Source organism: Micromonospora sp. DT41 (assembly GCF_049841715.1).
Classification (GTDB): domain Bacteria; phylum Actinomycetota; class Actinomycetes; order Mycobacteriales; family Micromonosporaceae; genus Micromonospora; species Micromonospora profundi.
Window position 1 is genome coordinate 132,218 of sequence record NZ_JBNCKU010000008.1, and the last position, 21,044, is coordinate 153,261.

Consider the following 21,044-nt stretch of genomic DNA (forward strand, 5'->3'; position numbering starts at 1 on the left):
GGTCAGAACCAATGGAACCCCCGTGATTCAGATGCGACTGTGGGTCAGAGCCGTGCCACCTGTGCCGAACTCACCGGGTCACGTCGGCGAGAGCGGTCACCAGTCTCTCGACATCGGCTGGGGTGGTCCCGCGGCCCATGGAGATCCGAAGGAAGTCGTCGGCGCCCCGGTCGAGCGCGAACAACGGCGTGTGCGCACCGTGACCCACCCAGGCCCTGATGCCCTGCTCCGCAAGGCGGGCGTAGATGTCGGCGACCGGCAGCCGCTCGCTTGTCACCGAGACGATTCCCGACCTCCGGCTGGCCTGACCGAGCCGGGTGAGGCCCGGCATGGCGGAGACCTCCCTCTCCAGTACCGCGAAAAGGTCCCGCGATCGCTGGGCTTCCACCGGATCGAGGGCACGGTGCTCCTCGACGGCAACGCCCAGCCCCGCCCACACGGCGATGTTCCGTTCGGCCAGCTCGAAGCTCGACGCGTCGCTGATCAGCGCCTTCGTGTCCAGTGCTGCCGAGACCGTCATGGCGTGCACGTCCAGCACGGCCGGCGAGGCGACGGCGCGGTACTTGTCGGAGATGTGCGCGAAGCCGGTGCCCCGGGGGCCACACAGGAACTTGCGGCCCGCGCCGGTGTAGACGTCCGATCCGATCGACGCCACGTCGACATCGACGTTGCCGACCGCCTGGCACCCGTCGACCACGAACAGCGCGCGGGATCCCCGGACGATCGCGCCGATCCCGGCGACGTCGACCACCACCCCGCAGCAGGAGGGCAGGTGTGACACCGAGACGAGGGCGACGTCGTCGTTGAGATGCTTCGCGATCCAGTCGAGGTCGACGTCGCCCTGCGGGGTGCACGGCATGACGACGATGTCGATGCCGACACGTCGGCGCAGCTCGGCGAGGTGGAACAGGTTGCCGACGTAGTCGTACTCCGACACCCAGACCACGTCGCCCGCGGCCAGCGGAAGGTTTCCCACAAGGGTCGTCCAGGCACGGGTCGCGTTGTCGAAGAGGGCGACACCGGACGGCTCAGCGCCGAGCAGGCCGGCGAGACCGGCACGTGCCGCCGCGACAAGCCCTTCGCCGTGTGCCGCCTCAGCCTCGTAGGGACCCGAGGACGCCTCAAGCTCCAGGTACTGTCGGATGGCGTCGGTCACCGCCGGTGACGGTACGCCGGCACCGGCGACGTTGAAATGCAGCGGATCGGCCCCGGCGGTTGACGACACGGCGTTCATCGGCTTGTCCCTTCCAGGGTGGCCGGCACCACCTCATCGCTCGTCCACAGGTGTTTCACGGAGCTCAACGCCGCCACCGAGATCATGCCGAGGGCGACGACGCCGGCCACCACCGCCCAGGAGACCCGGGCGTCGGTCGCCGCGAGGAGCGGGAGGAACAGCAGAGGGGCCGCCAGCACACCGACGTTCACACCGGCGGCGTACAGGCCGATGTTGCGAGCCTTCAGGGCGGCCGGTGAGACAGCGCTGACGTGGTCCAGCATGGCCGGGAAGACGATCATCTCGCCGACGGTCCACCAGGCGGTGCCAAGCAGCAGCATCCAGGGATTCGCCCCGAAGCCCATCAGGCCGAAACCCACGAGCGCGCAGGCGTAACCGGCCAGCAGCGTCGTGCGGCGCCGCCAGTGGTTCATGAGATGGTTGAGGCCGATCTCGCAGGTGATGACCAGCAGCGCGTTCACCGCGAAGATGGCGCTCACCCACACCGCCGGGCTGCCGAGATTTTGGATCACGTACGCGCTGATGATGGTGGGCGGCAACGCGTAGGCGAGATGGATCGGCATGATCGAGGCGAAGAAGGACCAGAACCTCACCTCACTGCCGCGCCGGTCATGGCTCGGCGCGTCGTCGACCGCCTCTGCGGCCGGGGTGACCACGCTCTGCTGGATCCCGGCGAGCTTGGCGCGGGCCAGGATGCCGGCGGCGATCAGGTAGCCGACGGCGGTGCCCCAGATCAGCAAGCTCGGAGACACGTTGAACAGCACGCCCGCGAGCACCGGGCCGATGCCCATGCCCACGTTCACCGCCAGCCGCACGGCGGCGAAGGCGAACCGCCGCTGCGAATCCGGCATGATCATCGCGACAAGCGTGTACGAGACAGGATTGATCAGCTCGTAGCAGAAGCCCCAGGCGGCAGTCACCGCTACCAGCGGCCACATGCCCGGCATCACGGCCACCACGACGACCGACACCGCGACGCCGATCATGCCGAGCACCGCGACTCTGCGCTCCGACAGCCGTCTGCTCAGCTGGCTGACGACCAGGTCGGCCACCAGCGCGCCCACGCCGAACGCGCCGATCACCAGGCCGACGCCGGCCGGAGACAGCTCTTCGCGGGTGACCGCCAGGTAGGCCCCGTAGAACGGGAAGAGCATCACCGAGCTGCGCGCCACCGCGACGGAGATGAGGAGGCCGCGGATGGGCCGAAGACTGGCGAGGTTCTCCCGAAGGGTCGGCCTCATGTGTCGAGGCCGTACACGGACTCCCGGATGTCGTCGACAGCACGATAGTCACGTTCGAGGGACGCCTCGTCGGTCGCCGTCATGAAGACCCGCAGCGGGCTGGTCAGCAGATCGCGGGTGGGGACGAGGACGTCCCCGGGCTTGCGCTTGACCGTCAGCTCCACCACCGACGGCAGCTCCCGGATCCGGCGCACCGCGTCGTCGTTGATCGAGGTGATCCGGCCGGACAGCTCGGTAGGCGTGTTGAAGACGATGGCGGGCTGCCGCCGCTGATAGACCTTGCCCCCGTACTCGTCGAGGAACCGGTCGGTGTCGGCGTACGCCAGCGCGGTGAGATCCGCCTGGTTGCCGCCGAGGCAGAGGTCGTGGAAGCCGGGGTGCATGTTGCCGTTGAGCCGTGCTCCGACCTCCACGATGGCCGGACCGTCGGCGCGCATGATGACCTCGGAGTGCGCCGGGCCGTTCTGGATCCCCAGCGCGTCGAGCACCTTCCGCGTGTACGCGATCAGCGGGCCGCACACCGGATCGTCGGCGTTCATCAGCACATCGCGGTTGTAGATCGGCTTGCCGTTGGGCAGGAGCTGCTTGTCGTAGCGCCAGACGCCGCACACATACGCGTGACCGTCCGCGCTCACCGTGTCGACGATGTACTCGGTGCCCTCCAGGTAGCTCTGGACCAGCACCTGTTGGTTGGGTATGTCGAAGATGTCCTTGGATTCGAGGATCGACCTGAAGGCGTTGCGGAGGTCGGCCTCGTCGCGGCAGACGAACACGCCGTCCGTCGACGCCGAGGAGAGGGGCTTGGTGACGCACGGCCAGTGGCCACCGGTGTTCGCCCATTCGAGGGCCTGCTCGACGTCGCTGGTAAGCGTCTGGTCGGCCGTGACGAGGCCGGCGGCACGCACCACCTCGATCATGTCGTACTTGTTGCGTCGCGCGGACGACAGCGCCGAACCGTTGGTCCGGAGGCCGAGCACCTCGCTGAGCCGGTCGGCGAGAGGAACGCCGGGCTCCTGACCCGCCACCACGAACAGCGGCGAGATCTTCTCCAGATCCTTTACCGCTGTCTCTTCGTTGTCGTACACGAGAAAGTCTTCGTAGCTGTCCCGTGCGGGCGCCAGCATGCTCGGCATTAGCTCCGGGGTGCTCTGCAGGTGGAATACCGCGACGCCGAGGCGACGAAAGGCGCTGGGGAGGAAGTTACCCGTGCTGTAGGCATCCACCAACACACCTGTAGGACGTTTCACCGCTGATTCCCCTCGACTAATTTCGGCGTCCCAAAGGCCGAACAACAGGTTCGCGCACGTGGGCAGGCGTAGTGATCGGCCTCGGTGGTGATACTTCCACGGCCCCCGGGATCGGCGCGCCCCAAGATATCGCTATGGGGATAGACATCGTCTATTGTCGTACCGTGGTCATGACGCTCCAGTCCGTGCGCGCCTTCGTGGCCGTGGCGGGACAGGGATCCTTCGGTGAGGCGGCCCGCCTGTTGCAGGTGAGCCAACCGACCGTGAGCGCCGCTGTCGCCCGGCTGGAAGCCCACGCCGGCACCAAGCTGTTCCAGCGCGAGCTGGGTGGGGTGTCACTGACCGAGCGGGGGCTGCGGGTCCTGTCCCGGGCCGAGCAACTCGTGCACGTCGCCGACGAGCTGGAAGGCATTCTGCTCGACGACGAACCCCACGGCCTCACCCTCGGGTTCATGGGGGAGGCCGCCTCGTCGGTGACCGGGCAGATCGTCCGGATCGCCCAGCAGCGTCTCGGTCGCCCGGTCGAGCTGCGGCGGTTCGACTTCGACGACCCCAGTTGCGGGCTCGCCTCGGACACGACTGACCTGGCGATCATCTGGCCGCCACTCACGGCCGAGGACCTGGAACAACTGGTCGTGACCACGGATCGGCGAGCGATCGCCCTGCCGGTCACCGACCCGCTGGCCGGCCGTGAGGAGGTGCGGCCGGACGAGCTCGGCGACCGCCACTGGGTCGTGCCGCGCTCACCGGACGCGGCCTGGAACGCCTTCCGGCATCCCCAGATCCTCGATGTGACCCCGCTCGGAACGGTCAGCTCCGGGTCGCTGGAGGAGACCCTCGAACTCGTGTCGGCCGGCGCCGGCGTCGCGTTGCTCTCGGAGAGCACGGAGCAGCACTACGCGCGGGCGGGCGTCGTGATCGTGCCGCTGGCGGGAGACCTCCAGTGCACAGCGGCGCTGGCCTGGAAGCGACCCAACGAGCGACCCGTCGTCGCCGACATCGTCGCCGACATCCGTGCGATGAAACTGCCGCGGCGCTGATTGTGCCGGCTCCCACGGAATCCGATCGCCGACGATCGGCATAGGGTCGGGTACGGCGTTGACAGGACCACCGGAAGTGGGCAAAGCTTCGTCTATTGGCTCGACCGGCAAGCGCGTCACTCAACGGCCGGTGTGCCCGTGCCGACGGGTGGATCGGTGCGGCGGAGTGGCGGCGGCGGGAGTTGCGACTCCCCGGTGACCGGGTGGCCCCTACCGGCCCGACGGCGACGATTTGGCATTCAGTGCGGTCAATGTGGACGCCTGTGCGCCGGCACGCCTGGTCGACTGCCACCGCAGCACGTCCAGCTCGCGTCGAAGGCCGCGACCATCGGAGGCAGCAATGCACAAGAGACAGTTGACGTCGTTCATCGGCGTGGAATACACCGATCTGACCTACCGGGACCTTGAGCGCGGCGCGGTCTTCGACGATCTCACGGCCAGCCTGCACGACTCTGAGCTGGTGGTCGTCCGTGGCCTCGACCTCACCCCGCAGCAGCAGATCGCGCTGGCCTCACGACTCGGTGACCCGGTGCCGTTCATGCTGGCCGAGTACCGGCACCCGGAGTTCGCGCAGATCCTCGTCTCGTCGAACGAGGTGAAGGGGAACCGGCCGGTCGGCATCCCCCGGGTCGGCAACTTCTGGCACCAGGATTCGTCCTTCGCCCAGGACCCCGCTCCCTACACGATGCTGCACGGTGTCCGAGTGCCCGCAACCAGCGGCCACACCCTCTTCGCCAGCGCATTCGACGTGTACGACCGTCTGCCCACCGACTGGAAGCAGTTGCTGGAGGGTCGGACCGGCCGGCACACGCTCACCAAGCAGCAGCGGATCGGCGCCGAGCACGTCGGGCTCTCGATCGCGGAGATGAAGGCCCTCGTTGCGGTGCAGTACCCGGCGGTGGAGCACCCCGTGGTCCGTACCGACCCGCACACCGGCCGCCGATATCTCTACGCGAGCCGGGAGTACATGGACTCCGTTGTCGGGTTCGACGCCAACCAGAACGAGGCGTTCTTCGACCTCGTCGACGCCCTGGTGCAGGACCCCGACCACGTGTACGTCCACCGGTGGACACCGAACGACCTCCTGATCTGGCGGACCGCGACGACCTACCACGTCGCCACGGAGGTGGAGCCCGGGGTGTCCCGGACCGTGCATCGCGTCAGCATCGCGGCCGGCGCCAAAACGCCCCGGCCGGTCGGAGCTGAGGGCGCCGAGCGCAGCTCGGAGGCGATGGTATGAGCATGCCGGCGGGCGGCACCGGGTTGTTCGCCGTCGTGGACGGCTACTCCGCCGGGAGGTTCCTCCCGGCAGCGTTCGCCCGTGCCGGAGCGGCCGTCCTGCACGTTCAGAGCACACCCCGGTGGCTCACCTGCACGCCGGCTCCCGACCTGAGCCCATACGTCGGCAACATCGTGCACGACGGCGTGGAGCGCACCGCCGCGCGGCTCGCCGAGATGGGCGTCGCCGGGATCATCGCCGGGCAGGAGAGCGGCGTACCGGTCGCCGACCAGCTCGCGGAACGACTTGGTCTCGCCGGCAACGGCACCCGGCTGTCCCTGGCCCGACGCGACAAGTTCCACATGACCGAGGCACTGCGCGCTGCGGGCATCCGGTGCGCGCGACAGTGGAAGTCCGACGATGCCGCGCAACTCGCCGCCCTGGCGACGGCCGACGGGTCCTTCCCGTACGTGGTGAAGCCGCTGAGTTCGGCGTCGAGCGACGGGGTCGCCATCTGCCGAACCGCCGACCAGGTCAGGGCTGCTGCGACCCGGATCCTCGGCACGACCAACCTCTTCGAGCAGCCCAATGCCGAGGTGCTCATGCAGTCGTACCTCGACGGCGTCGAATACATCGTGGACGTCGTGCTACACGACGGCGTACGGCACGTGTGCGGGATCTGGCGGTACGACAAGCCGCTGCGCGACGGCCGCCGGCTCTACGACAAGGACGTCCTGCTCGCGCCGGACCAGGCGCCGGTGGCTGATCTGATCCGCTACGTGGACACCGTCCTGCCCGCGCTCGACATCCGGCACGGTGCCGCGCACGCGGAGGTCATCATGACCGCGGACGGCCCGGCGCTGGTGGAGGTGGGTGCGCGTCTCAACGGCAACATGGACCCCGAGTTCCACGATCTGTGCCTCGGCGGCAACCAGGCCGACCTCACCGCGCTCTCCTTCGTGCGGCCCGACGAGTTCGTCCGGCTCCACGGCGGGACCGTGTACCAGCGGCGGCGCGCGGCCCTGGTCTACAACGCCGAGACGAGCGCGACCGGCACGGTCGAGGCGGTCGACGAGGAGGTCCTGGCGAGCATCGCGGCACTGCCAACGGTCCGCCTGGTGGTGCCCAAACTACGCCCCGGTGATCGGATGCTCCCCACGGTGGACCTGCTCACCAGCACCCTTCGGGTGTACTTCGCAGGCGACTCCGACGCCGACGTGCTCGCCGACTACCGGCGGGTCGTCGCCATGAGGAACGCGGTGTACCGGCTCACCGATCCTGTCCCACACGCCTCGCTGAGCGGCGCGCGGTGAGCGTCACCATCCGCGCCGACCTGGCCGCGCTCCCGCCGTACGTCATTCCCCGGCAACCGCCGGGTGCCGTCCTGCTCAACAGCAACGAGTCGCCGGTCGCCCCACCCGACGCGGTCGTCACCGCAGTGGCTGCTGCCGCCGCCGCGATGCACCGCTACCCCGACTGGACGTCGTCGGAGTTGGTCGACCGGTTGTCGCACTCGCTGACGGTGGACCCGTCCCGCATCGCGGTCGGCTGCGGATCGGTGAGCCTGTGCCAGCAACTGCTTCAGGCGGTCTGCGGGCCCGGTGACGAAGTGGTGCACGCGTGGCGGTCCTTCGAGGCGTACCCCGTCCTCACCCGGATCGTCGGGGCGACGCCGGTCGCCGTTCCGCTCGACGCCGACCAACGACACGACCTGACCGCGATGCTCGCGGCGATCACGCCGGCCACCCGCGTCGTGTTCGTCTGCAACCCCAACAACCCGACCGGTACGGCGGTCTCGCGCGACGCCCTCCGCGACTTCCTGCACGCGGTACCGCCGGATGTCCTCGCCGTGATCGACGAGGCGTACCGGGAGTTCGGCACCGACCCGGACCTGCCCGACGGCCTGGAGTTCGCGGCGACCCACGACAACGTGGCAGTGCTACGAACGTTCTCGAAGGCGCACCGCCTGGCCGGCGTCCGCATCGGGTACTGCGTGGCAGCGCCGCTGGTGGCGGAAGGGGTGCGCAAGGTGGGCATTCCGTTCGGAGTCAGCCGGCTGGCCGAGGCGGCGGCGATCGCGGCACTCGACAACGAGGACGCGATCCGTGTTCTGTGCCGGGAGACCACGCGGGAACGGACGCGGGTGTCGGAGGCGCTGGCGCGCCTCGGCTACGCGACGGTGCCGTCACAGGCCAACTTCCTGTGGTTGCCCCTGGGACCGAGGGCGGTCGAGTTCGGCGAGCACTGCGCGGCGGGGAAGGTGATCGTACGGGTGTTCCCGGGAGACGGCGCGCGGGTCACGATCGGCGCGCCCGAGGAGAACGACGCGTTCCTGCGGGCGACCGAGGGCTTCCGGCCGTAGCGGCTGAGCCCGTCAGTGTCGGGGCAGGAACATCGCCCCCGGATTGAACAGCCCGTGCGGGTCGAAGGTCTCCTTGAGCTGGTGGTGCACCCGCAGGCCGACATCGCCCAACTCCCGCGCCAGCCATTCGCGCTTGATCCGCCCGACGCCATGTTCTCCGGTGATGGTCCCACCCAGCGCCAGGCCGAGTTCGAGGATGCGGTCGAACGCCTGCCGCGCTCGGTCGGACTCACCGGGGACCGTGGGGTCGAACATGATGGTGGGATGCATGTTGCCGTCGGCGGCATGTCCCACTACCGCCACCGGCAGGCCGAGTTCCGTGCCGATCCGGGCGCAGCCGCTGATCAGGTCGGCGATTCGTGTCCGGGGCACGGCCACGTCCTCGGTGAGACAGTGGCCCTGGCTCTCGAGCGCGGTCAGCGACACCCTGCGGGCCTGCAGGAGGAGGTTGCCCTCCGCCAGATCCTGAGTCGAGTGGGTGGTCGTGGCACCGGCGTCTTGACAGATCCGTGTGATGGTCGCCAGCTCGCGCTCCGACGCCGACCCGCCCGAGTCGGACTGGCACAGCAGCAGGGCCTGGCAGCCCGGCGTACCGATCTCACACTTCAGGTACGCCTCCACGGCGCGGATCGAGATGGCATCCATGATCTCCATGAGAGAGGGGATGACGCCCGCCCGCACGACGCCGATGACTGCCTCGCCCGCCGCTTCGGTGGACTCGAACGCGGCGACAAGGGTGCCGGGTGCCTGCGGCAGCGGACGAAGCGCCACCGTGGCCTCTGTGATGATGCCCAGCGTGCCCTCGCTGCCCACGAAGAGCCGGGTCAGGTCGTACCCGGCCACCCCCTTCACGGTGCGACGGCCGGTGCGCAGCAGACTGCCGTCGGCCAACACGACCTGTAGCCCGAGGACGTGGTCCGTGGTCACGCCGTACTTCACGCAGCACAGTCCGCCGGCGTTGGTGGCCAGGTTGCCGCCGATCGTGCACCAGTCGAAGCTCGACGGGTCGGGTGGGTAGAACAATCCATGGGCTGCGGCGGCGGTGCGGAGATCCATGTTGACCACCCCCGCTTGCACGACTGCCAACCGGTTCGCCGGGTCGACCTCCAGGATGCTGTCGAGCTTCGTCATGACCAGCACGACGCAGCCGTCGATCGCGTTCGCCGCGCCGGTCAGGCCGCTGCCCGCCCCGCGCGGCACGATCGGCACGCCGGCATCGGCGCACAGCCGGACACATGCCTGGATCTGCGTGACGTCCGCGGGGAACACCACAGCCAACGGGACTCCCGACGGCGCCAGGGGCATCATGTCCCGCGCGTACGGTTGTGTGGTCTGCGGGTCCGTCACCACGGCAGCGACGCCAAGCTCAGCCCGGAGGGAATTCACGAGGGTCATTGTCACTGGGGCAGCCTATTACGCCGGCAGTGCCGAAGCCGCCGGCCGCGCGGCTCAATCCGAGTCCACAGTGGATGACTTGCCGTCGGCGGGGGGTGAGACGACCGACGGATCACCAGGGCAGGCGGAACGACAGCCCGATCAACCGACGGACCCGGGCGGCGTGCCGCCCGTACTGGCGACGCAGGAGCCAGGTCGTCACTGTGGTCATGAGCCGGGAACGCCGATCCAGGTCGGCGAGCACCTCCTCGGTGGTCGCCAGAACCCTGTCGATCTCCTCGTCGGTGCACGTCAGTGGAGGATAGAGGCGCAGAACCGGCCGGCGGATCTCCTCGCTCAGCGAGAACCCGGCGTGAATGCCCCGCATCGCAAGACCCACGGTGAGCATCAACTCCACCGCCGGATTGCGGGTGCGCAGCCCGGCCATCAGGCCGATGGCGGGCGCGTCGAGCACGTGCCGAGGGTGGCGGCGGACGATCTCGGCCAGGCCCCGCCCGAACCGCGCGCCGAGCGCGGCGGCGCGGGCGGGCAGGTCGCGCTCGCGTACCTCGATGATGGTCGCCACGGCGGCGGCGACCGCCAGCGCGGAGGAGCAACTGTCGGCGGCGAGCAGCCTGTCGTCGTACTCGGGGTGACGGCGGGCGTCCTCGACGACCTGCCCGCTCAGCGCGCACACCGCCACCGGCACGGTGCCGCCGGTGAGCGACTTCGACAGCAGCATGATGTCCGGCGTGACCCCGTCGTGGTCGACGGCGAACATCCGCCCGGTCCGCCCGAACCCGGTCTGGATCTCGTCGGCCACCAGAAGCGTGCCGGTGTCGGCGCAGGCGCGGGCGACGGTGGCAAGGTAGCCGGCCGGAGGCACGGTCAGGTAACCGCCGCCGAGGACCGGTTCGACGATCACCGCGGCGACGGATCCGTCGGCTAGCGCGGCCTCGACGGCGGCGGCGTTTCCGTACGGCAGCACGACGACCTCACCGCCGAGCGGCTCGAACTGCAGGCGTTGGTGCCGCTGGCCGAGCACCGGCATCGAGCCGAGGGTCTTGCCGTGGTAGCCGCCCTCCAGCACCACGATGCGGGGCCGCTCCGGCCGGGCCAGCCGGACCGCGCGCAGCGCCGTCTCGGTGACGTCGGCCCCGGAGCAGCCGAGCGCGAAGTGCGCCAGCCCGCTGGGCAGCACCTCACGCAGCAACAGGCACAACTCGGCGGTGGCGGGGTGGACCGCGCCGGGCGGTACGTTCGGCGCCGCGTACAGGGCGTCCAGCACGGCGGCGCGGACCCGGGGGTTGCCGTGGCCGACCAGGAACACGCCGAAGCTGCCGGCCAGGTCGAGCGCCTCCGCGCCGTCCTCCGACCAGACCCGGGTCCCGTCGGCGTGCCCCTCGATCGGGCGTCCGGAGCCCGCGAGCATCGCCGCCGCGGTGGGATTCCAGTGTTGACCGAGGGCGGCGAGCACGTCCTCGCGGGTGTCCACAGTGGTCATGACGCCACCTCCTGCGGGGTCAGGGTGGCCGTGGCGGCGGCCACCCGGTTCAGCAGTTCGTCGATGTCCGACGGGTGGGCGGTCAGCGGCGGTAGCACGCCGATCACCGCACCGGTGGGCGATCGGGTCAGTACCCGCTTCCGCGCCAGGCCCCGGTGCAGGGCAGCGGCGGTCTCCGGCGAGTCGGTGCGTACCCAGATCAGCGAGCCGTCCGCGCCGATTGCCCGCACCGGCCCTCGGTCGTCGGCGAGCCCGCCGAGGATCCGGAGGGCAACGGCCTCCACATCCCGTTGCCGGGCCGGCAGATCCTCGTCCCGGACGACGGAGAGCACGGCGGCGATCGCGGCGGCCGACAGCGGGTTCGCGCCGAAGGTGGAGCCCTGTACGGTCGGGTTGCGCCGGCCGTACACCCGGTCGTAGCGGGCCCGGCTGGTGATCATGCAACCGACCGGCACGGCGTCGGCGCCCAGTGACTCACCGAGCACCACCGCGTCGGGCCGGATGGGCAGCAGGTCGCTGGCCAGGCCCGCGCCGACCCGGGCCGGGCCGGTCACCCGCTCGTCGAGGACCAGCAGGGCGTCCGTCTCGTCGCAGGCCGTCCGGAGACGACGCCACCACGACACCGGCAGATCGGCCAGGGCACGACCGGGCCCGGCCGGCGCCAGCACGACCGCGGCGATCGAGTCGTCGACCAGGTCGACCAGGTCGGCCGCGCGGTCCGCCGACACGGTGACCGGGCTCAGCGGCGCGTCCCCGGTCAGCGCCGAGCCGACGGTGAGCGAGAGCCCGTGGCTGAGGCTGCCGTGGCCGACGCCGCGGATCCCGAGCATCCGACGCCGACGCGGGTGTGTGCCCTTGGCGAGCTTGACGGCGGCGTCGAGGGCCTCCGCGCCGCTGTTGCACAGGTACGACAGGGTGAGCGGGTCCGGTGCCAGCGCGTCGAGCGCGGTGACCGCCTCGGCCAGCGGGCGGCTGACGAACACCCGGCTGGACAACGCCACCCGCCGCAGTTGCGCCGCGATCCGGGCGGTCACCGCCGGGTGCCCGGGGCCGAACCCGCCGGTGGCCGCGTCGAGCCACTCGGTGCCGTCCGCGGCGTACAGCCGGGCACCGACCTGCCGGCGTACGACCGGGCCTGCGTCGGTCGCGCCGAGCAGGCAACCGGCGACCACCCGGGCGGGTTGTGCCGGTGTCACCGCGTGCTCCACGGCACCGGTCGCGGGGCGTGCCGGGGTCGGCCGGCGCGGACCGAGCCACGCAATGGGGGAACGGTCACGGGAACCGCCTCGCCTTCGTCCGTCGTCGGGATTTCGGTACGGCGGAATCCAGCATGCGGCGGTGCGGCGGTCGTCGTCTTCGTTCAGATTGCGGTCCTGCCCGGGCGAGGATCGCGCCCGGGCAGGAACCGGCGGGTCAGGACTGCGGTGCGGCGTCCCGGCGAACCCGGTAGCGCAGGTGGGTCACGTACGGGGACTCGACCGTGGCGAGGCGCTCCAGCTCGATGCGCTCGTCACCCAGGTGTTCGAAGAGGCGGCGGCCCGCGCCGAGGAGCACGGGCGCGAGTTGGATGCGGATCTCGTCGACCAGGCCGGCCGCGAGGAAGTGCTGACCGACCTCCGCGCCCATCAGGCGGACGTCGCGCTCACCGGCGGCGGCGGTGGCGCGGTCGAAGGCGTCGCGGACCTCGGTGACGAAGGTGAACGTGCCGCTCTTCTCGACCCGTTCGGCGAGCGGGTCGTGGGTCAGCACGAAGCAGGGCACCGCGTAGGGGGTGTTGTTCCAGACGTTGATGCCGACGTCGAACGTGCGCCGGCCGAGCACCACCGCGCCGGTGGTCGTCGACATCTCGCGTTCGATCTCGGCGTCCACCTCGCTGGTCGAGGTGTTGAAGAGCCACTCGTGCAGGCGGAGACCGCCCTCACCCATCGGGTGTTCGACGCTCACGTTGGGGCCGGCCATGAAGCCGTCCAGCGACATCGTGACATCCAGCAGAACTCGCGCCATTCCAGCCCTTCCTGAGTGGACGCGACAGCGTCCGAGCACCGACATGTAGTGGACACCGTACACATTCATATGGTGAGGTACCAGCGTGTCACGCCGGCGTTCCGTCGGAGCGGCTTCCCGTCGATGGGATAGCGCATTTTCAAAGATGCACGGGCGCTGCGGCGGCCCCGAAGATCGGTGCGCCGGAACGGTCGGGGGTGATGGCCGTCGGCACAGGGGAGAGGGGGGTGGCGGTGTCTGTTGCGTCCCGTGTCCAGGCGCAGGCGATCCGGACGCCGTCAGCGCCTGCGTTGCGCTGGCAGGACCGGTCCGTCACGTACACCGAGTTGCGGGAGCTCGCCGCGAAGGCGGCGGCGCACCTGACCGGCGTGCCGACCGGCGGCGCTCCGGTGGCGCTGCGCGCCGACAAGTCACCGGAGACCGTGGCGGCCGTACTGGCCTGCCTCACCGTGGAGCAGCCGGTGCTCCTGCTCTCCACCGACCTCGGTCCGCAGGTCTTCGACGCGCTTGTCGCCGAGGCGGGTTGCGCGGCGGTCATCTCGGTCGACGGGGCCGACCTGCGTGTCCGGCCCGTGTCGGCGCCGCCGCAGGCGCCCGCGCTCCCGCCGGACACCTGCCTGCTGCTCACCACCTCGGGCTCCACCGGGCTGCCCAAGATCGTGCCGCTGCCCGCCGCCGGCATCGGCCGGTTCGTCGACTGGGCGGCCGCCCAGTTCGGCCTGACCGAGGGCACCCGGGTGCTCAACTACGCGCCGCTCAACTTCGATCTCTGCCTGCTGGACGTCTGGGCGACCCTGTGCCACGGCGGCGAGGTGGTGCTTGTCGACCCTGCCCGGGCGGTCCAGCCACGGTACCTGCTGAAGCTGTTCGCCGACGCGCGGCCGGAGGTCGTCCAAGCCGTACCGATGTTGTTCCGTCTTCTCACCGAGGCGAGTGACGGGCGATCGTTCCCGGAGGTTCGGCACGTCCTGCTTACCGGCGACCACACCCCACGTCGAGTCCGCGCCGGCCTGCCGTCGATGTTTCCCGGGGCGGCCCTGCACAACGTGTACGGCTGCACCGAGACCAACGACAGCTTCCTCTATACCTTCGGCCCGCAGCAGGCCGTCGAGGACGACCCGCTGCCCCTGGGCAGGCCGATCCCCGGGGTGGAGGCCGCAGTGGTCGACCACGGTGCGGTGGTGACCGGACCGGGCACCGGCGAGCTTGTCGTGGCGACGCCGTTCCAGGCCGACGGCTACCTCGGCGACGCGGCGCCCGGCGGCCGGTTCTTCCGCCGCGTCACCGACTCCGGCGAGCGGACGTGGTACCGGACCGGGGACCTGGTCCGTCGGGCCCCGGACGGCCGACTGACGTTGATCGGCCGCAACGACCTGCAGGTGAAGGTCCGCGGCGTACGGGTCAACGTCGAGGAGATCGAGCGGGTCATCCAGGCCCACGAGGGTGTGGTGGAGGCGGTCGTCGTACCGCTGCCCGACCCGGGCGCCGGCACCCGACTGCACGCCGTCGTACGCACCGTCCACAGCGGGCCGAGCGGCCTCGCCCTGCGTACACACTGCGCCGCCCGGCTCACCCGGGTGGCCATCCCCGACGCGTTCCGACTGGTGGACGAGCCGCTGCCGGTCGGGCCGACTGACAAGGTCGACCGCCACCGAGTCCGTGACCACCTGATGAGGGAGCTGTTGTGAGCCTTGCCGACGAGATAACACGGTACGTGGTGTCGGAGTACCTGCCCGGCACCGCCCCGGAGGAGCTGGACCCTTCCTACGACCTGATCGACACGGGCGTGGTGGACAGCCTGCGGCTGCTCCAGCTCATTGCCTGGCTCGGCGAGCGCTACCGGATCCCGATCGACGACATGGACATCTCCCCGGAGAACTTCCAGTCGGTCGCCGCCATGACGGCGTTCGTCATCACCGCCCGAGACCACGCTGCCATCAGCTGACCCACGAGGACTGGACTGATGATCGTTCGTACCAGGGAACGGATCGAGGCGGTGGAGTGGGGCAACGGCCTCAGCTATCGCTTCATTCTCGAGGCCGACAACATGGGCTTCACCGTGTGCCACACCGTCGTGCGCGCCGGGACGAAATCACAGCTGGCGTACCGTCGCCACCTGGAGGCCTGTTACTGCATCGGCGGCCGTGGGTGGGTGCAGACCGCCGACGGCTCCCAGAGCTGGGAGCTGCGAGCGGGCGTGCTGTACGCGCTCGACCAGCACGACGCCCACTTCCTCATCGCCGCACCGGAGAGCGACCTGGAGTTGGTCAGCATCTTCAACCCCCCACTGATCGGTCCGGAGCGGCACAACCTGGACTCCGCCGAATTCTCGGAGTACTGAGGCGGCCAGGGGATGCGATGGAACGACGAGCAGCGGGCGTTGCGCGACGCGGCCGAGCAGGCCGGCCGGGCGGTCGGAGCAGACCATCTGGAGCGCGACGCCCGCGGGGAGTTCTCCTGGGACGGCTGGAAGCGGCTGCGGGAGACCGGGCTGTTCGGCCTGCCCTTTCCCGAAGGTCACGGCGGTCTCGGCCGTGACCTGCCCACCACAATGTACGTCCTGGAAGGACTGGGCTACGCCTGCCGGGACGCCGGTCTGATCTTCTCCGCCTGCACCCACCTGGTCAGCACCGGCGTCCCGTTGCACCGCTTCGGCCGCGCGGCCCTGCGGGAGCGCTACCTCCCGCAGATCGTGGCGGGCACGATGATCGGTGCCCACGCCATCACCGAGCCGGCCGGCGGCTCCGACGTGACCAACATGGCCACCACGGCCGTCGCCGAGGACGACCACTTCGTTCTCACCGGCAGCAAGGCGTTCGTCAGCAACGGTCCCATCGCCGACCTGGTGGTCGTGTACGCGCGGACCGGCCGTCCCGGCAGCGCTGCCGCCGTGACGGCGTTCCTGGTGCGCTCCGACTCACCCGGCCTCCAGGTCGGCGGGCCGGTCGGAAAGATGGGGCTGCGTACGTCGCCGCTGTCCGAGTTGTTCCTCGACGGCGTGCGGGTGCCCCGGGACCACGTGGTCGGCTCGGTCGGCGCGGGGCTGCTGGTGCTCGACGCGGTGATGCGGTGGGAGATCCTGTGCGGCTTCGCCGGAGTGCTCGGCGAGATGCAGCACCGCCTGGAGCGGTGCGTCGAGTACGCCCGCACGCGGACCCAGTTCGGTGCGGCCATCGGGTCCTACCAGTCGGTGTCGAACCGGCTCGTCGACATGCGCATCGACCTGGAGACCTCCCGCAAGTGGCTGTACGACACCGCCGAGCGGATGGCGGCCGGCGAGAACGTCGCGACCGACGTGGCCATCACCAAGCTGGTCGTCAGCGAGAGCAACGTGCGATCCGCCCTCGCCGCCGTGCAGGTCTTCGGGGGCTACGGCTACACCACCGAGTACGGGCTGGAGAAGGACCTGCGTAACGCGGTGTCGGGAACCATCTATTCCGGCACCTCCGAGATTCAGCGCCAGCGGGTCGCCGCCCTCATGGGGCTGGGCCGGACAGCACCGGCGCGGAGCACGACTGGGGAGCGTGAGGCATGAGCGGCACCGATCCCGCGCTGGTCCGGGCCACCGAGTTCCTGGACCACGAGTCGCCCACGGTGCGGCGGTTCGTCGCCGACGCGCTGGGCGACGACACGGACGGCACGGACATCGACAAGGCGGTCCGCCTGTACTACGCCGTCCGCGACGGCATCCGGTACGAGGTCTACGGCGCCGACCTGTCCCGCCGCGGGCTCACCGCCAGCGGGGTGATCGAGCGCGGCTTCGGGTTCTGCGTACACAAGTCGATCCTGTACGCCGCGGCGCTGCGGGCAGTCGGGGTGCCCAGCCGGATCGTCTACGGCGACGTCCGGAACCACCTGGCCTCGCCCCGGTTGCGCGAACTCGTCGGTGGCGACATCTTCCGCTTCCACAGCCTGACCTCGGTCCATCTCAACGGCGCCTGGGTCAAGGCCACACCGGTGTTCAACAAGCTGCTCTGCAAGCTCTACCGGATCAAGCCGCTGGACTTCGACGGGCTGTCCGACAGCCTCTACCACCCCTTCGACGAGCAGGGCCGGCAGCACATGGAGTTCCTGCGCATGCGGGGCGAGTTCGACGACGTCCCCTACGACCTCGTGGTGGGCGGCATCCGGTCGGCCCATCCGCTGCTGTTCGCCAACTCGCACACGACGGCCGCCGGCTCGCTGGTGGCCGAGGCAACGACACAGGAGGACTCCCGTGCTGGAGAGAACCAAGTTCCTGCTTGACGAGAAGGACATCCCGACCACCTGGTACAACCTGGCGGCCGACCTGAAGGGTGGCCCGCTGGCACCGGCGCTCAACCCGGCGACGGGAGCGCCTCTGTCCCGGGACGAGATGGCGCACACAATGCCCGAGCCGCTCATCGAGCAGGAGACGGGCAGCGAGCGGGAGTACGAGATCCCGGAGCCGGTCCGGCAGATCTACGCGCTGTGGCGGCCGTCCCCACTGGTGCGGGCCCGTCGGCTGGAACGGGCACTGGGCACCCCGGCGCGCATCTACTACAAGTACGAGGGCGTCGCGCCTACCGGCAGCCACAAGCCGAACACGGGCATCCCGCAGGCGTACTACAACAAGATGGCCGGCAAGACGGGGCTGGTCACCGAGACCGGGGCCGGGCAGTGGGGCAGCGCCACGGCGTTGAGCGCCTCCTTCTTCGACATGACCGCGAAGGTCTACATGGTGCGGGTCAGCTTCCAGCAGAAGCCGTACCGGCGGGCGTTGATGGAGACCTACGGCGCGGTCTGCGTACCGAGCCCGAGCGAGGAGACGGCGGTGGGCCGGGCGATCCTCGCCGAGCACCCCGACTCGCCGGGCAGCCTGGGCATCGCCACCTCGGAGGCTCTGGAGGCGTTCGCCGCGGACCCGTCGCTCGGGTACGTCCTCGGCAGCGCGGCCAACCACGTGCTGCTGCACCAGACCGTCATCGGGCAGGAGGCGATCCGTCAGTTCGCGCTTGCCGACGACTACCCCGACGTCGTGATCGGTTGCGCAGGCGGTGGCAGCAACCTCGCCGGGCTGGCCTTCCCGTTCATCGGTGAGCAGTTGCGGGGCGGCCGACCGGTACGGGTGCTGGCTGTCGAGCCTGCGGCCTGCCCGACGATGACCCGCGGCGTGGTGGCCTACGACTACGCCGACACGGGCCGGCTGGGGCCGTTGTTCCGGATGCACACCCTGGGCCACGAGTTCGTTCCGCCGCCGGTGCACGCGGGCGGCCTGCGGGCCCACGGCATCGGCCCGATGATCACCCGGACGGTGGAGGACGGGCTGATCGAGCCGGTGGCTGTGGCGCAGACCCGCTGCTTCGAGGCGGGCGTGCAGTTCGCCCGCGCCGAGGGCATCCTGCCGGCACCCGAGTCCACCCACGCGGTCCGGGCGGCGGTCGACGAGGCGATCCGCTGCCGGGAGGAGGGCACCGCGCAGACCATCTTGTTCAACCTCTCCGGTCACGGCCACTTCGACCTGGTCGCCTACCAGAAGTACTTCGCGGGTGACCTGGAGGACGACGCGTTGGACTCCGAGACGCTTGCACTCGCCGCAGCGAGCATTCCCCGGACGGTGGCTGTATGACGGCGGTCGCCAGCCGGCGGACGAACCAAGGCATTCTGGTGCTGTTGCTCTTCGCCGCGATGTCCGCCCTGGTGGACGTCTACGCCGGCAACCAGCTCCAGAAGGTCGACACGCTGAGTCTGGCGGCCGTCTCGTTCACCCTGTGCGGGATCTTCTTCGTCGGTCTGGACCTCGCCCGTCGGGGCCCCGCAGCGACCTTCGCGCCGCTGCGGACCCGACGGTACGACGTCATCGCGATCAACGTCTCCACCGCGGTGACCTGGCTGTCGCTGCTGTTCGCGCTGAAGTACCTGGAGCCGGCGGTGGTGAACGTCGTGGGCCTGGCGGTCGGGCCGGTGCTCACCGTGATGATGGGTCCGCTGCTGCGCCGGGGCAGCAGCGTGCTGGGCGCCGAGGTCGCCGTCTCGGTGGCCATCTGCGGCTTCCTCGCCCTGCTGGTGTGGGCATCGGTGACCGGGCGCAGCGGGGTCGGTGACGTCGGCGTCGGCGCGGCGGTGATCGGGCTCGCACTGACCCTGGTCTGTGGGGTGACCTCCACCGCCAACGTCATCTATTCCAAGCGGCTCAGTGACGCCGGGCTGGACCCGCAGTCGGTCCTCGCTGTGCGTTTCTTCCTCATGATGGTGACGACCTGGGGGTTCGTGCTGGTCGGTGACCCGAGCAAGCTGCCGCCGGCCCTCCTGCCCGGGCTGGTCGTCGCGGTGATCGGTGTCGGACTGCCCATGTACCTCATCCAGGTGGGGATCAAGCACACCGAGCCGATCACCGCCTCGTTGATCTCCGCGCTCTCCCCGCCGATGGCTTTCCTGCTGCAACTGCCGGACGAGCGCCTGCGTCCCTCGCCCCTCACGTTGGTCGGCGTGGTGGGGATAACCGTGCTGGTCGGCCTCGGAGTGCTCGCCCGGGGCCGGCACGAACGGCGACCCCGATCCACGCCACTGGTGCCGGCCGGTGTGCCGGCCCGGACCGAATCAGGGAGTTTGTAATGCGAGCAGCCATCGTCGACGCGAGCGGCATCGGAAAGTTCCTGCCCGCCGCCCTCGCCCGCTACGGCGTGGAGGTCGTGCACGTCCAGTCGGGCAGCCCCGACATCCACCTGCCGTACGAGCCGGGTGGCTTCGAGCACGACATCGCGCACGACGGCGACCTGGCAGCGACCGCGGCCCGGCTGAGGGAGCTGGGCGTCGAGTTCGTGGTGCCCGGCACCGAGTCGGGTGTGCTGCTGGCCGAGGCGCTGTCGTCGGCGCTCGGCACCCCGGGCAACGGCATGAGCCGGCCGCAGGCCCGGCGGGACAAGCACGAGATGGCCGAGGCGGTTCGCGCCGCGGGTCTGGCCACCGCGCGCAGCATCGCCACCGGCTCCGTCGACGAGCTGGTCGCCTGGGCGCAGGACCTGGGGGAGTGGCCCGTGGTGGTCAAGCCCCGGGCCAGCGCCGGGACCGACAATGTGGCCGTCTGCCGGACGCCGGCAGAGGTGCGCGCGGCCGCCGATCGCGTGCTGAGCAGCACCGACCGGTACAGCGCCCGCAACGACACGGTGCTGGGCCAGGAATTCCTGCACGGCGACGAGCATTTCGTCAATACGGTCAGCCGCAACGGGGTGCACCACCTCGTGGAGGTCTGGTGCTACCACAAGCGCCAGCTCGACAGCGGCGCGCTGATGTACGACTACGAGGAGCCGGTGTCGCCGGACGACCCGGTGGTCGAGCAGTTGGTGACGTACGTGCGGGCGGTGCTGGACGCCCTGGAGGTGCGCAACGGCGCCGGGCACACCGAGGTCATGCTGACCAAGGAGGGGCCGGTGCTGGTCGAGGCCGCCGGTCGGGCGGGTGGCTCCCACGTGCCGGCCATCGTCTCCCGGTGTCTCGGTACCGACCAGATCGACTGTCTGGCCCGGTCGATCGCCCGACCGCAGGACCTGCTCACCGGCGCGCTGCCGTCGTACCGGCTGCTCAGCCGGCTCCGGTACGTGACGCTGATCAACCCACGTTCCGGTGTCGCGCCCACCGGAGAGCGCCTGGAGCGCATCCGTTCCCTGGATTCCTTCCTGGAGCTGGTGCTGACCGCCCAGGAGGGTGCTCCGATCGGGCCGACCGTCGACCTGGCCACGTCCCCCGGCTACGTCTACCTCAGCTCGCCCGACGTCGAGCAGGTGGAGGCCGACTACCAGCGACTCAGGAGGTGGGAGGAGGAAGACCTGTACGCCCTCGGCAGCTGATCCCCGACATGTTC

The 21,044-nt window shown here is 70.2% G+C and carries 19 protein-coding genes; 12 read left to right on the forward strand and 7 right to left on the reverse strand.

The features are described from left to right. Positions 1–70: 70 nt before the first annotated feature. Genes ACLQ23_RS17100 through ACLQ23_RS17110 form a run of 3 tightly spaced genes read right to left on the reverse strand, consistent with a single transcriptional unit; the run spans position 71 to position 3,698 of the window. Positions 71–1,234 (reverse strand): aminotransferase class V-fold PLP-dependent enzyme, encoded by a 1,164-nt coding sequence (locus ACLQ23_RS17100; protein ID WP_053660792.1) that lies wholly within the window; start codon positions 1,232–1,234, stop codon positions 71–73. Further along, positions 1,231–2,475, reverse strand: coding sequence for an MFS transporter (locus ACLQ23_RS17105; RefSeq protein WP_053660790.1), 1,245 nt, complete (start codon positions 2,473–2,475; stop codon positions 1,231–1,233). Before ACLQ23_RS17105 ends, ACLQ23_RS17100 begins: the two co-directional genes overlap by 4 nt. Then, complete coding sequence (locus tag ACLQ23_RS17110) at positions 2,472–3,698, reverse strand: ATP-grasp domain-containing protein (RefSeq protein ID WP_231640234.1); 1,227 nt, start codon at positions 3,696–3,698, stop codon at positions 2,472–2,474. The genes ACLQ23_RS17105 and ACLQ23_RS17110 overlap by 4 nt, the downstream gene beginning before the upstream one ends. A 194-nt stretch (positions 3,699–3,892) precedes the next feature. On the opposite strand from ACLQ23_RS17110, the gene ACLQ23_RS17115 reads away from it, so the two are divergent. The 4 genes from ACLQ23_RS17115 to hisC all read left to right on the forward strand — a co-directional run bounded on the left by ACLQ23_RS17115 (position 3,893) and on the right by hisC (position 8,343). Continuing rightward, positions 3,893–4,762 (forward strand): LysR family transcriptional regulator, encoded by an 870-nt coding sequence (locus ACLQ23_RS17115; protein WP_231640233.1) that lies wholly within the window; start codon positions 3,893–3,895, stop codon positions 4,760–4,762. 340 nt (positions 4,763–5,102) lie between these two features. Further along, on the forward strand, positions 5,103–6,002 hold the full coding sequence (locus ACLQ23_RS17120) for a TauD/TfdA dioxygenase family protein (RefSeq protein WP_053660783.1): 900 nt from the start codon (positions 5,103–5,105) through the stop codon (positions 6,000–6,002). Further along, the gene (locus tag ACLQ23_RS17125; RefSeq protein ID WP_231640232.1) at positions 5,999–7,294 is read left to right on the forward strand and encodes an ATP-grasp domain-containing protein; all 1,296 of its coding nucleotides are present in this window, start codon (positions 5,999–6,001) and stop codon (positions 7,292–7,294) included. The genes ACLQ23_RS17120 and ACLQ23_RS17125 overlap by 4 nt, the downstream gene beginning before the upstream one ends. Further along, the gene (gene hisC / locus ACLQ23_RS17130; RefSeq protein ID WP_355628175.1) at positions 7,291–8,343 is read left to right on the forward strand and encodes a histidinol-phosphate transaminase; all 1,053 of its coding nucleotides are present in this window, start codon (positions 7,291–7,293) and stop codon (positions 8,341–8,343) included. The genes ACLQ23_RS17125 and hisC overlap by 4 nt, the downstream gene beginning before the upstream one ends. 12 nt (positions 8,344–8,355) lie before the next feature. Here hisC and ACLQ23_RS17135 read toward each other — a convergent pair whose 3' ends face one another. From ACLQ23_RS17135 to ACLQ23_RS17150, 4 genes are all read right to left on the reverse strand, one after another. Further along, complete coding sequence (locus ACLQ23_RS17135; RefSeq protein WP_355628223.1) at positions 8,356–9,738, reverse strand: FAD-binding oxidoreductase; 1,383 nt, start codon at positions 9,736–9,738, stop codon at positions 8,356–8,358. Positions 9,739–9,850: 112 nt separating this feature from the next. Then, the gene (locus tag ACLQ23_RS17140; protein ID WP_355628173.1) at positions 9,851–11,221 is read right to left on the reverse strand and encodes an aminotransferase class III-fold pyridoxal phosphate-dependent enzyme; all 1,371 of its coding nucleotides are present in this window, start codon (positions 11,219–11,221) and stop codon (positions 9,851–9,853) included. Next, positions 11,218–12,417 (reverse strand): aminotransferase class III-fold pyridoxal phosphate-dependent enzyme, encoded by a 1,200-nt coding sequence (locus ACLQ23_RS17145; RefSeq protein ID WP_197281666.1) that lies wholly within the window; start codon positions 12,415–12,417, stop codon positions 11,218–11,220. Before ACLQ23_RS17145 ends, ACLQ23_RS17140 begins: the two co-directional genes overlap by 4 nt. A gap of 217 nt (positions 12,418–12,634) precedes the next feature. Continuing rightward, a complete protein-coding gene (locus ACLQ23_RS17150; protein ID WP_053660772.1) occupies positions 12,635–13,225 on the reverse strand; it encodes a dihydrofolate reductase family protein in 591 nt (196 codons plus the stop codon). 227 nt (positions 13,226–13,452) lie between these two features. On the opposite strand from ACLQ23_RS17150, the gene ACLQ23_RS17155 reads away from it, so the two are divergent. Genes ACLQ23_RS17155 through ACLQ23_RS17190 form a run of 8 tightly spaced genes read left to right on the forward strand, consistent with a single transcriptional unit; the run spans position 13,453 to position 21,030 of the window. Continuing rightward, on the forward strand, positions 13,453–14,913 hold the full coding sequence (locus ACLQ23_RS17155) for an AMP-binding protein (RefSeq protein ID WP_197281665.1): 1,461 nt from the start codon (positions 13,453–13,455) through the stop codon (positions 14,911–14,913). Continuing rightward, positions 14,910–15,170 carry an acyl carrier protein gene (locus tag ACLQ23_RS17160; protein ID WP_053660767.1) on the forward strand — a complete coding sequence of 87 codons (261 nt, stop codon included), beginning with the start codon at positions 14,910–14,912 and terminating at the stop codon, positions 15,168–15,170. Before ACLQ23_RS17155 ends, ACLQ23_RS17160 begins: the two co-directional genes overlap by 4 nt. An 18-nt stretch (positions 15,171–15,188) precedes the next feature. Then, the gene (locus tag ACLQ23_RS17165; protein ID WP_053660765.1) at positions 15,189–15,566 is read left to right on the forward strand and encodes an ectoine synthase; all 378 of its coding nucleotides are present in this window, start codon (positions 15,189–15,191) and stop codon (positions 15,564–15,566) included. A gap of 12 nt (positions 15,567–15,578) precedes the next feature. Continuing rightward, positions 15,579–16,760, forward strand: a complete 1,182-nt coding sequence (locus tag ACLQ23_RS17170) for an acyl-CoA dehydrogenase family protein (RefSeq protein WP_053660763.1) — start codon at positions 15,579–15,581, stop codon at positions 16,758–16,760. Further along, the gene (locus ACLQ23_RS17175) at positions 16,757–17,470 is read left to right on the forward strand and encodes a transglutaminase-like domain-containing protein (protein WP_053660761.1); all 714 of its coding nucleotides are present in this window, start codon (positions 16,757–16,759) and stop codon (positions 17,468–17,470) included. Before ACLQ23_RS17170 ends, ACLQ23_RS17175 begins: the two co-directional genes overlap by 4 nt. Then, positions 17,442–18,812 carry a TrpB-like pyridoxal phosphate-dependent enzyme gene (locus ACLQ23_RS17180; protein WP_053660759.1) on the forward strand — a complete coding sequence of 457 codons (1,371 nt, stop codon included), beginning with the start codon at positions 17,442–17,444 and terminating at the stop codon, positions 18,810–18,812. Before ACLQ23_RS17175 ends, ACLQ23_RS17180 begins: the two co-directional genes overlap by 29 nt. Continuing rightward, positions 18,809–19,798, forward strand: a complete 990-nt coding sequence (locus ACLQ23_RS17185) for a DMT family transporter (protein WP_053660757.1) — start codon at positions 18,809–18,811, stop codon at positions 19,796–19,798. The genes ACLQ23_RS17180 and ACLQ23_RS17185 overlap by 4 nt, the downstream gene beginning before the upstream one ends. Further along, a complete protein-coding gene (locus ACLQ23_RS17190) occupies positions 19,798–21,030 on the forward strand; it encodes an ATP-grasp domain-containing protein (RefSeq protein WP_053660755.1) in 1,233 nt (410 codons plus the stop codon). The genes ACLQ23_RS17185 and ACLQ23_RS17190 overlap by 1 nt, the downstream gene beginning before the upstream one ends. Positions 21,031–21,044 lie beyond the last annotated feature (14 nt).